Origin of the sequence: Variovorax sp. OV700, assembly GCF_900099805.1 — a bacterium.
Taxonomy (GTDB): Bacteria; Pseudomonadota; Gammaproteobacteria; order Burkholderiales; family Burkholderiaceae_C; genus Variovorax.
In genome coordinates, this window is sequence record NZ_FNDR01000005.1 from 104074 (window position 1) to 116735 (window position 12662).

Below are 12662 nucleotides of genomic sequence, written 5' to 3' on the forward strand. Positions count from 1 at the left end.
AAGGCTGGCTCCGGAGTCATACTCGGTGACCCAAGGTCCTGCTTTCCATCATCATGAAAACTGCCGTCCTCGTCATCGACATGCAGCGTGGCCTCTGCGACGATCCACCTCGCCCTCACGAGGCCGGCGAAGTCGTGCAGCGGATCAATGCGCTCACCGAACGCGCGCGTGCCGCAGGCGTGCCGGTGGCCTTCATCCAGCACGAGAACGCCGTCGACCTGGAGTTCGATTCCGAACGTTGGCAGCTGGCCCATGCGCTGCATGTCGATTCGCGCGACACCAAGATCCGCAAGACCACGCCCGACTCCTTCCTGCGCACCCCGCTCGAGGCCTGGCTGACCGGGCAAGGGGTGCAGCGCGTGGTGATCTGCGGCTACTCGTCGGAGTTTTGCGTGGACACCACCACGCGCCGCGCCGCCGGGCTGGGCTACGAGGTCACGCTCGCGGCCGACGCACACACCTCGCACGACAAGCCGCACGCCACGGGCGCCTTCATTCGCGCGCACCACAACGCCGCGCTGTCGGACATCACGAGCTTTGGTGTGCCGATCCGCGCGATCGACAGCGCGGAGATCGCGTTCGGCGACTGAGCGCTGCTACGGCATGCGCCCGGTGGAGAGCGCGCAGGCCCAGTCCGGACGCGCGTGCTCCAGAGCCAGCGCAGCCATGGCCGCGTGGTCATACGGCACGGCAATGAGCGTCGAGATCCAGGCGCCGTCCGACCGCTCGACGATGGCATAGCGCGCATCCGGCGAACCTGTTTCGACGGCGTGCGGATAGGGATGGATATCGTCATACGCCGGCAGGCCGACGCTGCCCGGATTGACGATCAACTGCCCGCCGGATGCGCGGGCCACGCGCGGCACGTGAGTGTGACCGCACGCGATCAGCTCGGCATCGACCTTGCCGAGGCGTGCATCGATTTCCGGCATGGTTGCCGCGCGGAAGTTCGAGGGCTCGACGGTCTCCAGAAAGTACTCGAGATCGCTCGCCGGCGTGCCATGGCAGAGCAAGACTTCCGGACTGAAGCGAAGGCTCGGCCCCAGCGATGCCATCCATGCGAATTCCTTCCCGCCGAGCCGCGAATGCGCGAACTCATCGGACGGTCCTCGCCGGCCGGAGGGCAGGGTAAGAAGCTGGCGCTCATGGTTCCCGGCAAGATGAACCCAGTTCTGGGCCATCAGGAACTGCGCGGTCTCCAGCGGCATCAGCGGACCGGAGAGGCTGTCGCCCAGGTTGACGACGGCGTCCACACCGCGGCGGCGGATGTCCTTGACCACGGCCTCGAGTGCATGAAGGTTTCCATGAATGTCGGAGACGATCGCAATGCGCATTCGCAAACCCTGTGCAGGCAACGGAGAGAGGAGAGGGCGCGATCTTAGTCCGAGCCCGGCCGCCACACCCGCGCCAGCGCGGCCAGCTTGCCCTTGAAGCTCAGCCGGTCGTTCGACAGCGCATCGATGAAGTCCGACAGGCGCTGCGACTTCACCATGGTGTAGATGGTGAGCCAGGTGGTGAAGACGAAGACCACGCCAAACCAGAGCACCTTGCGCCATAGCGGCGCGTCGGCTTCGGCCAGCAGGTTCATGCCGAGGAAGCCCGTCGTCACGGTGCCGATCAGGCCGAACAGCGTGACCACCGTGAGCCGCACCACGGTGCTGGCCTGCCGGCGCAGGCTGTCTGCATCCAGGTAGGTGTTCATGTCGGCGATGCGCGCCTTGACCTCGTCGTAGAGCGGGTCGAGCCCGAGGTGCGCGGTGCACATGTGGGACAGCGCGCGCACCTGCGCCTGCTCCGAGATCTCGTGGAACCAGTAGCGGTGCGTGAAGCGCAGAAAGCGTTCGAAGCTCGCGCGAATGGCGCGCTTGAACTGCTTCACGCTCGGCGTGCTGCGGATGTCGAGCCGCTTGAGGGCCTCCACCAGCTGGTCGGAGAACATCAGGAGCGAGGCCTTCTGGAAGTGCGCGATGAGGAACAGCAGGAAGTGTTGGTGCCTGAACTGCGCGAGCACGCCGCGGTCGCGGCAGCAGAAGAATTCGGAGCGCGCATCACCCACCACGATCAGTGCGTGGCCGTTGCACAGGTAGCGCGTGTTGGGCGCCGCGCCCGCATCGACCCAGAAGCGGTCGTAGCAATAGCGCTTCTCGAAATCGGCCAGATGCTGGTCGGCATAGGGCAGGTGCGCCTGCTGCGCCGCATCGGCCTCGGCGGCGCCAGTGACCAGCCCGAGCCGAATGAAGTCGTTGCGCGAGAGGCGCTTGGGGTCGTCGAGCGAAAGGTAGGCCATTACCGGCATGCGGTAGTACTCGATCTGCCGGAAGCGCAGCACGCCAGGGTCGTCGGAATGGTCGCTCACCAGCGGCTGCATCAGATAGGCCCAGTGGGCCGAGATGCGTGGCGCGCGGTGCTGAGCCACGTGCGAAAGAAAAGCTTCGCGCTGCTGAGCATCCGAACGCGCGAGCACGCTGCCATCGGCAGCCAGCCATTCGACGCTGGCCATGCAATGCAGCGCGCCGCCCTCGGCGTTCCAGCCGGCCGGATACGCGCGGCCGAACCGGTAGAGCAGGTCTTGCGCCTGCGCGAGGCTCAGGTGGTCCGCGCCGACCTCGAGGTTGAGCATCACCACGTCGATGTCGAAGAAGAAATACAGGTCGCAATGCACCACGTCGAGCGTGATGGGCGCATCGCCGGGCTGCGCCACCACGCGCACCGCCGCAATGTCGTGGCGGCGGAAGACGCGCATCGGCGAATCGCCGCCGTGGCCGTCTTCATCGCCGCTCTTGCTCTTCGAGCGGCCCTCGCCGTAGAGAAAGCGCTGCACATACGGCAGGAAGCTCACGAACTCGTTGTAGTGCCGTTCATGAAAGCGACTGCTGTCGCCGGTGTATTCATCGATCTCTTCACGCCATGGCGAGGCATCGCCCATCTCGCGCAGCACATGCCAGGGACCGTGGTGCGAGGGCTTGTCGTCCGGAGCCGGCATCAGCCGCAGGGGCCAGAGCAGGGCCTGCCTGAAATGCTGCACGGCAGGCGCCGCGGAAGCGCCAGCCAGGGATGCGCCTGCCTCTGCGCGAACGGGAGCCTCGGATGTATTCAGCATCACATGAGTGTAGGCAGAAGGGCTGTCAAAAGGCTGACCTAGGGCAATCCCTAGGTAGGCCTGAAACCGGTTTCATATAAGCTGCAAGCCTTGCTTTCAAGGCATGCGCGCGGCCACGCCGTGCTTGCCGCACCCATGAACTACCAGTTTCAATTCGAAGCCGTCTTCGCTGCCTGGCCGCTGTTGCTCAAGGGCACCTGGATCACGATCCAGCTCTCCCTGGTGGCCACCCTGCTGGGCCTGGTGGTCGCCATCTTCTGTGCCTGGGGCAAGACTTCGGGGCCAGGCTGGCTGCGCTTTGTCGTCAATGCGTACATCGAGGTGATCCGCAACACGCCGTTCCTGGTGCAGCTGTTTTTCTTCTTCTTTGCACTGCCGGCCATCGGGCTGCGCTGGTCGCCGCAAACGGCGGCGCTGGTGGCCATGGTGGTGAACCTGGGTGCGTATGCGACCGAGATCATCCGCGCGGGCATCGAATCGATTCCCAAGGGGCAGATCGAGGCGGGCAGGGCGCTCAACCTGAAGCCTTGGGAGATCTTCCGCTTCGTGATCATCAAGCCCGCGCTCAAGGCCATCTACCCGGCACTCACGAGCCAGTTCATCCTGCTGATGCTGAGCTCGGCCGTGGTGTCGGTCATCTCGGCCGACGACCTGACTTCGGTGGCCGCCAACCTGCAGTCGCAGACCTTCCGCAGCTTCGAGATCTACATCGTGGTGGCCGCCATCTACCTGGCATTGGCGCTGGCGTTTTCGGCGCTGTTCAAGCTCATATACAAGCGCACGCTCAACTATCCGGACCGCCGGTAACAGGCCACGCACGGAACACAAAAAATCATGCGTACCTTCGGCTTTCCCGAATTTCTCTTCATCCTCGAAGCGGCCAAGTGGACGCTGGCGCTGTCTGCCATTGCCTTCATTGGCGGCGCGATCCTGGGGCTGGCCGTCGCGCTCATGCGCACCTCCGATTCGACCTGGGCACGCACCGTGTCGACGGTGTTCATCCAGGTCTTCCAGGGCACGCCGCTGTTGCTGCAGCTGTTCCTGATCTTCTTCGGCGCGCCGGTGCTCGGGCTCGACATCAACCCGTGGATTGCCGCGGGCGTGGCGCTGGTCTTCAACAGCGCGGCCTTCCTGGGCGAGATCTGGCGCGGCTGCATCCAGGCCATTCCGCGCGGCCAGTGGGAGGCCGCCGAGGCGCTGAGCCTCAAGTACAGCGCGCGCATGCGCGACGTGGTGCTGCCGCAGGCCTTCAAGATCGCGCTCGCGCCCACGGTGGGCTACCTGGTGCAGATCATCAAGGGCACATCGCTCGCGGCCATCATCGGCTTTGCGGAGATCACCCGCGCGGGCCAGATCATCAACAACGCCACCTTCCAGCCGCTGATCGTGTTCTCGGTGGTGGCCGCCATCTACTTCGCGATCTGCTGGCCGCTGTCGCTGCTTGCTGCCCGCATGGAGCGCAGGCGCGCGCAGGCCCTGGCCCGCTGATTCCCTTTTCTCGTCGCTTCCTTTCTTTTTCCGGAGACACATCCCCATGACCCGTACCACCACCCGCCGCGTTGCGCTGGCAGCCCTCGGCCTTGGCGCCGCGCTCACCGTGTTCGCCCCCTTTGCCTCGGCACAGTCCGTCGCCGACATCAAGAAGAAGGGCGAGATCACCATCGGCATGCTGGTCGATTTTCCGCCCTACGGCACCACCAATGCGCAGAACCAGCCCGACGGCTATGACGCCGACGTCGCCAAGCTGCTGGCCAAGGACTGGGGCGTCAAGGCCAACATCGTGCCGGTGACCGGCCCGAACCGCATTCCCTTCCTGCTGACCAACAAGGTCGACGTGCTGGTCGCCTCGCTGGCCATCACGCCCGAGCGCGCCAAGCAGGTGCAGTTCTCGCAGCCCTACGCGGCCGCGACCATCGTGCTGTATGGCGCCACCAAGACGCCCATCAAAGCGGCGGGCGACCTGAAGGGCCTGCGCGTGGGCGTGGCCCGCGCCTCGACGCAAGACGTGGCCGTGACCAAGGCCGCGCCGGAAGGCACCGAGATCCGCCGCTTCGACGACGACGCCTCGGCCATGCAGGCGCTGATCTCCGGCCAGGTAGATGCCATCGGCTGCTCGGTGACGGTGGCGGCGCAAATCGCCAAGCGCGTGCCCGCCGGCACCTATGAAAACAAGTTCACGCTGGTGCAGCAATCGATGGGCATCGCGATGCGTCCGGGCCAGGAAGAGTTGCACAAGGCAGTCAACGAGTTCGTCGCCAGGAACACCGCCAACGGCGAGCTGAACAAGCTCTACCAGAAGTGGCTGCAGGCCGACTTGCCCAAGATGCAGTAAGCCGCCAAGGCTGAAGAAAAACGAGGAATCCTGGCATGACGACGGAATCGATCATCCGCATGGAAGCGGTCAACAAGTGGTACGGTGAATTCCAGGTGTTGACCGGCATCGACCTGTCGGTGCGCCAGGGCGAGCGCATCGTGATCTGCGGGCCTTCGGGTTCGGGCAAGTCCACGCTCATCCGCTGCATCAACCGGCTCGAGACGGTGCAGAAGGGCCGCATCGTGGTCGATGGCATCGACCTCACGGCCGGCGGCAAGAACGTGGACGCGGTGCGCGCCGAGGTCGGCATGGTGTTCCAGCAGTTCAACCTGTTCCCGCACCTCACCATCCTGGAAAATTGCACGCTCGCGCCAATGCGCTCGCGCGGCATGACCAAGGCTCAGGCCGAAGAGGTGGCCATGAAGTACCTCGCGCGCGTGCGCATTCCCGAGCAGGCCCACAAGTACCCGAGCCAGCTCTCGGGCGGCCAGCAACAGCGCGTGGCGATTGCGCGCGCGCTGTGCATGACGCCCAAGATCATGCTGTTCGACGAGCCCACCTCGGCGCTCGACCCCGAGATGGTCAAGGAAGTGCTCGACACCATGATCGGCCTGGCCGAAGACGGCATGACCATGCTGTGCGTGACGCACGAAATGGGCTTTGCCCGCAGCGTGGCCGACCGGGTGATCTTCATGGCCGACGGAAAGATCGTCGAGCAGGCGGCGCCCGCCGAGTTCTTCGGCAATCCAAAGGACGAAAGGACACGACAATTCCTCGGCCAGATCCTCAGCTCCCACCAAGCACACTGAATGTCCTTTTCCGTTCTGATTTCCCTGTCGTCCTTCGGCGCGGCCGAGGTGGGGCGGCACGGCCAGCTCTGGTGCGCGCAGCTGGCATTGGCAGCGGGCGCCGTTTCCGTTGAAGTGCGTGGCGAGATGCTGCGTGATGCGGATGCGGAACTGCCCGCGCTGAAGGGTCTCGCCTCCGTGTACTCCAGCCCCGAAGGCCTCTGGGCCGAAGGCGGCTGGCTCGACAGCGCCGCGCTCAAGCGCGGCATCGCCGCAGCGACGCGCGTCGGCGCCAAGCGGCTCAAGATGTCCATCGGCGATTTCCAGCCTTCTTCGCACGGCTCGCTCTGGGGCCTGAAGGTGGAACTGTCGCAAACCCGCGTCGAGCTGCTAATCGAGAACGACCAGACCGTGCGCGCCGGCACGCTGCCCGCGCTGCAGGCTTTCTTCGATGCGGCCGATCGGGCCGGCGTCGAGCTGGGCATGACCTTCGACATGGGCAACTGGCACTGGGTCGGCGAGTGCCCCTTGCAGGCCGCAGAGGTGCTGGGCCGCCGCGTGCGCTACGTGCATTGCAAGGGCGCGCAGCGCCTGCCGCACAAGTGGGTGGCGGTGCCGCTGGGCGACTCCGCCGCGCCATGGCGCGCCGTATTGCGCGCGCTGCCGGCCGACGTGCCGCACGCCATCGAATACCCGCTGGCGGGTGACGACCTGCTGGCTGCCACGCGCACGCAAATCGACTTCATCCGCGCCGCACGGGCGTAAGCAGAACCACACATGACAGAACCCACCGCTTTCGACGTTGCCCTGTTCGGCGAAGCCATGCTGCTGCTGGTGGCCGACCGGCCCGGTCCGCTGGAAAACGCAGAGGCGTTCCACAAGCGCACGGCCGGTGCCGAGACCAACGTGGCCATCGGCCTTGCGCGCCTGGGCCTCAAGGTGGGCTGGGCCAGCCGGCTCGGCACCGACTCGATGGGGCGCTATCTGATCGCCGCGATGAAGGCCGAGGGCATCGACTGCTCGCACGTCATTTGCGATCCGTCGCAGCGCACGGGTTTCCAGTTCAAAGGCCGCGTCACCGATGGCAGCGACCCGCCCGTCGAATACCACCGCAAGGGTTCGGCCGCCAGCCAGATGGGCCCGGCCGACGTCGATGAAGCCTGGCTGCGTTCGGCGCGCCACCTGCATGCCACGGGCGTGTTCCCGGCCATCTCCGACAGCAGCCTGCAGGCCGCGCTCAAGAGCATGGACGTGATGCGCGCGGCCGGCCGCACGATCTCGTTCGACACCAACCTGCGGCCCACGCTGTGGTCTTCGACCGAGACCATGCGCCACTGGGTCAACGAGCTGGCCTCGCGTGCCGACTGGGTGCTGCCCGGCATCGAGGAGGGCTTGCTGCTCACGGGCCACACCAAACCTGAAGACGTGGCGCGCTTCTACCGTGAGCGCGGTGCGAAGCTGGTGGTCGTCAAGCTTGGTGCCGAAGGCGCCTATTACGACAGCGACGTGGCCGGTACCGGCCGCGTCGATGGCTTTCCGGTGAAGGAAGTGATCGACACCGTGGGGGCGGGCGACGGCTTCGCGGCCGGCGTGGTGAGCGCATTGCTCGAAGGCAGGAGCGTGCCCGAGGCCGTGCGCCGCGGCGCCTGGATCGGCGCGCGCGCCGTGCAGGTTCTGGGCGACACTGAAGGCTTGCCCACCCGCGCACAACTCGAAGAAGCAGGATTCTGACCATGACGACGAAAAAGAACGTGCTTGTCTTTCGCCCGTTGCCCGAAGACCAGCTGGCGCGCCTTCAGGCCGCGCACCATGTGACCGTGGCCGATCCGCGCAAGGAGCCGGAAGCTTTTGCGGCCGCGCTGCGCACCGCGAACGGGCTCATCGGCGCGAGCCACACGGTCGATGCGGCGCTGCTCGACGCGGCGCCCGCGCTCGAGGTGATTTCGAGCATATCGGTCGGCGTCGACAACTACGCGCTGGCGGAACTGCATAAGCGCGGCGTCGTGCTGTGCCACACGCCCGACGTGCTGACCGAAACGGTGGCCGACACGGTGTTCGCGATCCTGATGGCCACGCAGCGCCGCGTGGTCGAGCTTTCGAACCTCGTGCGCGAAGGCCGGTGGACGAAGAACATCGGCGACGAACTCTTCGGCACCGACGTGCATGGCAAGACGCTGGGCATTCTCGGCTTCGGGCGCATCGGCCAGGCCGTGGCGCGCCGCGGCGCGCTGGGCTTCGGCATGCCGGTGCTCTATCACTCGCGCCGGCCGGTCGACCTGGCCACGCAGGCGCCCGAGCTGCAGGACCGCGCCACGCATACGCCCCTGGACGAACTGCTCGCGCGTTCGGACATCGTGCTGGCGATGCTGCCGTTGACCGACGCGACGCGCGGCATGATCGACGCCGCCTTCTTCGCGCGTATGAAGCCCGGAGCGGCCTTCATCAACGGCGGCCGCGGTGCCACGGTGAACGAAGCCGCCTTGCTCCACGCACTTGATCACGGCACGCTGCGCGCGGCGGGCCTGGACGTGTTCGCGAAGGAGCCGCTGCCGGCCGATTCGCCCTTGCGCACCCATCCGCGCGTGACGCCGCTGCCGCACATCGGATCGGCCACGCACGAGACGCGGCATGCCATGGCGGAACTGGCAACCACCAACCTGCTGCAGGTATTGGCCGGCGAGAAGCCGACGGCGCCGTACGACACGGCGACTGCATGAACCCGCAGAGGATTTTCTCCCTCCCCTTCCGGGGGAGGGCAGGGGTGGGGGCAAGCGGCGTATCCATCGGACGCTCTGCCTGCCCCCATCCCAGCCTTCCCCCGGAGGGGGAAGGAGCAGATCCATGAACCCGGCGGGCCGCGCCACCATCGCCGACGTCGCCGAGGCGGCGGGCGTTTCCAAGGCCACTGTCTCGCGCTTTCTCAACCACCGCGACCGGCTCCTGAGCCGCGACATCGCGGCGCGCGTGGAGGCGGCCATCGCCAAGCTGGCCTACACGCCCAGCCCGATGGCGCAGGCGCTGAGCCATGGACGCTCGCGGCTCATCGGTCTGATCGTGGCGGACATCACCAACCCCTATTCGGTGGCGGTGCTGCGCGGCGCCGAGAAGGCCTGCCAGGAAGCGGGTTACCTCGTGATGCTGTTCAACCTGGGCAACGAGAGCGAACGCGAGCGCGAGGCCATCAATGCGCTCGCGGGCTACCAGGTCGACGGCTTCATCCTCAACACGCTGGGCCGCGGCAGCAACGTGGTCGACGCGGTCACGCTGCACGGCAAGCCAGCGGTGCTGGTCGACCGTCGCCACGCCGGCATGCACACCGACTTCGTGGCGCTCGACAACCATTCGGCCATGCGCGACACCTGCGGCCACCTGGTCGAAGGTGGCTTTCGCGAACTGCTCTACGTGACCGAGCCGCAGAAGGGCGTGAGTTCGCGGCGCGAACGCACGGCCGCCTTCGGTGCCTGCGTGGCCGCGCACGAGCCGCGGGTGGCGGGCGAGGTGTTCGAGAGCGTCGAAGACGACGGCGATGCGCTCGACGTAGCCTTGCGCTTGCTGCGGCAGCGCGCAAAAAGGGGGCGCCGGGCGGCGGTGGTCGCTGGCAACGCCGTGGTCACGCTGCGCATCGCGCAATCGATGGCGCGGCTGGGCTGGCAGTTTGGACAAGACCTGGGCTTCGTCGGCTTCGACGATCCCGAATGGGCCTCGCTGATCGGGCCCGGCCTGAGCACCGTGGCGCAGCCGACCGACGCCATTGGCCGCTCGGCGGCTACCTGCCTGATAGAACGGCTGCAGGGGCTGGATGCAGCGCCGCGGCAACTGCTGCTGCCGGGACAACTGGTGGTGCGGGGCTCGTCCCGGCCGGCATGACGGGCTGATTCGCGGCGGAGGCGAGGCCCGCCTCGACGCGCTCGGCAATCCAGCGCTGGAAACCGCGTTCGGCCTGCAGCTTGAACTCGTTTCGGGTCTGGTTGCAGATCGCGTGGGCAAGCCGCCGGTGCTTCTGCTTGCGGACGCCGCCCAGTGTCGAATCGTTCAGGTGCTCGATGGTGGCCGACTCCGGCGCGCTGCGAGGTTCCGCAAAGTCCATCGGCAGCCCGCACCAGTGGCAGTTGTTGCCGAAGGACGAGCGCAGGGCCTGCACGCTCATGGCTGTTGCTGCCTGCGCAGAGCCGGTCAGCCGACTTCGGCGATCAGCTCGATCTCGACGCAGGCGCCCATGGGCACTTGCGCCACGCCGAACGCGCTGCGCGCATGCGCGCCCTTCTCGGGGCCGAACACTTCGGCGAAGAACTCGCTCGCGCCGTTGGTCACCAGGTGCTGTTCGGTGAACGTGCCCACGGAATTGACCAGGCTCATGACCTTGACGATGCGCGTGACCTTGTTCAGGTCGCCCACGGCCGCGTGCAGCGTGCCCAGCAGGTCGATGGCAATGGCGCGCGCGGCCTGCTTGCCTTCTTCGGTGCCGATGTTCGCGCCCAACTGGCCGGCCCAGACCTTGCCGTCCTTCTTGGCGATGTGGCCCGAGAGAAAAACGAGGTTGCCGGTGCGCACGAAAGGCACGTAGGCCGCGGCGGGGGCGGCGACCGGGGGCAGGGTGATGCCGAGGCTGGAAAGCTTGTCGTAAACGCTCATTGGAGGTCCTTGTCTGTGGGTTGCGATTCAATCTGCGATTGTGTCTGTGATTGTGACTGCGCCGCCTCTGCGGCCTGGGTCCGCAGCTCTTCGATGGGCCGCACCGTCACGCCCACCTTGAGCGTGTGGCGCGCGCCGCCGTGCAGTACGCCGCGCATGGGCGAGACGTCGGAATAGTCGCGGCCGATCGCGAGTGCGACGTAGTCTTCGCCGGGCTGGCGGCCGTTGGTGGGGTCGAATTCGGCCCAGCCGCCGGCGCTGTCCGGGCCCTCGTCTTCGCTGGGCAGGTACACAGAAACCCATGCGTGGGAGGCATCGGCGCCCACCAGCCGCGGCTGGCCAGGCGGCGGTTGCGTGAGGAGGTAGCCGCTCACGTAGCGTGCCGGCAGGCCCATCGCCCGGAAGCAGGCGATCATGATGTGCGCGAAGTCCTGGCACACGCCCTTGCGCTGCGCCAGGGCCTCCACGGCGGGCGTGTTGATTTCGGTGCTGTCGGCGTCGTAGGCAAAGTCGCGGTACATGCGCTCGGTGAGGTCCATCGCCACGTCGAAGGTTGGCCGTTCGGGCGCGAAACTGGCGCGCGCATAGGCCGCGAAATCGCCGTGGCGCGGCACGTAGGGCGACGGAAAAACGAACTCCGAGGCCGGATCGAAGGTGGCGTCCTTGCGATAGCGGAAGCGCTCGCGCACGGCCTCCCAGGGCATGTCGAGCGCAATGCCTGGCGCTAGCAGCGGGGTCGAGGTTTCGACCACGCTTTCGGCGGTGACGACGAGACTGTCGTGCGTGGATTCGAGCGCAAAAAATGCGCGCATGTTGCCGTAGACGTCGGGCTGCTCGTTGCGCTGCGCGGGCTGCGGCTCGATGGCGAGTTTGTGGCTCACGAGCCGCTGCGAGCCGGTGGCCAGCGGCTTCAGATGGGCCAGGTGCTGCGCCGTTTCGACCGGAGGCGAATACTCGTAGCGGGTTTCGTGGGTGACGTGAAGGAGCATGGGGTTTCTCTGTGGCTACTTCGGCGCGCTGCCGAAATGCGCTGCGTAGATCTTGTCGTAGCTGCCGTCGGCCTTGATGTCGTCAAGGCCCTTGTCGATCCTGGCCAGCAGTTCGGCGTTGCCCTTCTTGACCGCGATGCCGTAGTGCTCGACCGGGAAGGACGCATCGCTCACCGTCTTGAAGCCGCCCTTGGTGTTGTTGGCGAGGTAGTGCACCACTACGCCGTTGTCGGCGACCACGGCCTCGACGCCGCCGGCTTCGAGTTCCTTGAGCGCCAGCGGCGTGGACTCGAAGCGCTTGATGTTGCCGCTCGACTTGCCCTGCAGCTTGCCCACCACCTCGTCGCCCGTGGTGCCGTTCTGCACGCCGACCTTCATGGCCTTGATGTCTTCGAACCGGGTTACCGGTGCATCGGTGCGGACGGCGATCAACTGCTTCGCGTCGAAGTAGGGCTTCGAGAAGTCCATGGTCTGGCGGCGCTCGTCGGTGATGGTGATGGCCGAAACCAGCAGGTCGCGATCGCCCTGGCCGAGCGCGTTGAAGATGCCTTCCCACGGCGTGTTGACGAACTTCACCTCGATGCCGGCCTTGTTTGCGACGGCCTTCACCACGTCGACGTCGAAGCCGACGATGTCACCCTTGTCGTTCTGCGTCTCGAAGGGCGTGTAGGCCGCATCGGTGCCCACCACGTAGACGCGGGCAGCGGGTGCGGCCGTCGGTGTGGCTACGGGCGCCTGCTTGCCACAGCCAGCCAATGCAAGGCCGGCGAGAAGGGTGGCGGCAATCAGCGTGAAGCGGCGGTTGTCGAGCATGGGCTGCCTCCTGGGAGAGAGCGTCA

15 protein-coding genes are annotated in these 12662 nt (G+C 66.5%); 9 read left to right on the forward strand and 6 right to left on the reverse strand.

Features of this window, described 5'->3' with window-relative positions:
* Nucleotides 1-53: 53 nt before the first annotated feature.
* On the forward strand, nt 54-590 hold the full coding sequence (locus BLR24_RS13360; protein ID WP_093017572.1) for a cysteine hydrolase family protein: 537 nt from the start codon (nt 54-56) through the stop codon (nt 588-590).
* A 6-nt stretch (nt 591-596) separates the two neighbouring features.
* Here BLR24_RS13360 and BLR24_RS13365 read toward each other — a convergent pair whose 3' ends face one another.
* The gene (locus BLR24_RS13365; RefSeq protein ID WP_093017573.1) at nt 597-1334 is read right to left on the reverse strand and encodes a metallophosphoesterase family protein; all 738 of its coding nucleotides are present in this window, start codon (nt 1332-1334) and stop codon (nt 597-599) included.
* Nucleotides 1335-1378: 44 nt separating this feature from the next.
* Complete coding sequence (locus BLR24_RS13370; RefSeq protein ID WP_217636319.1) at nt 1379-3100, reverse strand: magnesium transporter CorA family protein; 1722 nt, start codon at nt 3098-3100, stop codon at nt 1379-1381.
* A 135-nt stretch (nt 3101-3235) separates the two neighbouring features.
* Here BLR24_RS13370 and BLR24_RS13375 point away from each other — a divergent pair, with 135 nt between their 5' ends.
* From BLR24_RS13375 to BLR24_RS13410, 8 genes are all read left to right on the forward strand, one after another.
* Nucleotides 3236-3907, forward strand: coding sequence for an amino acid ABC transporter permease (locus BLR24_RS13375; protein WP_093018225.1), 672 nt, complete (start codon nt 3236-3238; stop codon nt 3905-3907).
* 27 nt (nt 3908-3934) lie between these two features.
* On the forward strand, nt 3935-4588 hold the full coding sequence (locus BLR24_RS13380) for an amino acid ABC transporter permease (protein ID WP_093017575.1): 654 nt from the start codon (nt 3935-3937) through the stop codon (nt 4586-4588).
* Nucleotides 4589-4634: 46 nt separating this feature from the next.
* The gene (locus BLR24_RS13385) at nt 4635-5432 is read left to right on the forward strand and encodes a transporter substrate-binding domain-containing protein (protein ID WP_093017577.1); all 798 of its coding nucleotides are present in this window, start codon (nt 4635-4637) and stop codon (nt 5430-5432) included.
* 35 nt (nt 5433-5467) lie between these two features.
* Nucleotides 5468-6223 (forward strand): amino acid ABC transporter ATP-binding protein, encoded by a 756-nt coding sequence (locus tag BLR24_RS13390; RefSeq protein WP_093017579.1) that lies wholly within the window; start codon nt 5468-5470, stop codon nt 6221-6223.
* Nucleotides 6224-6967: a sugar phosphate isomerase/epimerase family protein gene (locus tag BLR24_RS13395; protein WP_093017581.1), complete on the forward strand. Its 744-nt coding sequence runs from the start codon at nt 6224-6226 to the stop codon at nt 6965-6967.
* Between the two features lie 12 nt (nt 6968-6979).
* Nucleotides 6980-7933 (forward strand): sugar kinase, encoded by a 954-nt coding sequence (locus BLR24_RS13400; RefSeq protein WP_093017583.1) that lies wholly within the window; start codon nt 6980-6982, stop codon nt 7931-7933.
* 2 nt (nt 7934-7935) lie between these two features.
* Nucleotides 7936-8919 (forward strand): 2-hydroxyacid dehydrogenase, encoded by a 984-nt coding sequence (locus BLR24_RS13405; RefSeq protein ID WP_093017585.1) that lies wholly within the window; start codon nt 7936-7938, stop codon nt 8917-8919.
* Between the two features lie 124 nt (nt 8920-9043).
* A complete protein-coding gene (locus BLR24_RS13410) occupies nt 9044-10069 on the forward strand; it encodes a LacI family DNA-binding transcriptional regulator (RefSeq protein ID WP_093017587.1) in 1026 nt (341 codons plus the stop codon).
* Here BLR24_RS13410 and BLR24_RS31040 read toward each other — a convergent pair.
* From BLR24_RS31040 to BLR24_RS13430, 4 genes are read right to left on the reverse strand one after another with little or no spacing between them, the layout of a single operon-like run.
* Nucleotides 9969-10349 (reverse strand): hypothetical protein, encoded by a 381-nt coding sequence (locus BLR24_RS31040; protein WP_254787273.1) that lies wholly within the window; start codon nt 10347-10349, stop codon nt 9969-9971. The two genes, BLR24_RS13410 and BLR24_RS31040, sit on opposite strands and share 101 nt — an antisense overlap.
* A gap of 26 nt (nt 10350-10375) precedes the next feature.
* Nucleotides 10376-10834, reverse strand: coding sequence for a RidA family protein (locus BLR24_RS13420; protein WP_012748505.1), 459 nt, complete (start codon nt 10832-10834; stop codon nt 10376-10378).
* Complete coding sequence (locus BLR24_RS13425; RefSeq protein WP_093017589.1) at nt 10831-11823, reverse strand: transglutaminase family protein; 993 nt, start codon at nt 11821-11823, stop codon at nt 10831-10833. Before BLR24_RS13425 ends, BLR24_RS13420 begins: the two co-directional genes overlap by 4 nt.
* A gap of 15 nt (nt 11824-11838) precedes the next feature.
* Nucleotides 11839-12636, reverse strand: a complete 798-nt coding sequence (locus BLR24_RS13430) for a basic amino acid ABC transporter substrate-binding protein (RefSeq protein ID WP_093018227.1) — start codon at nt 12634-12636, stop codon at nt 11839-11841.
* Between the last annotated feature and the right edge of the window lie 26 nt (nt 12637-12662).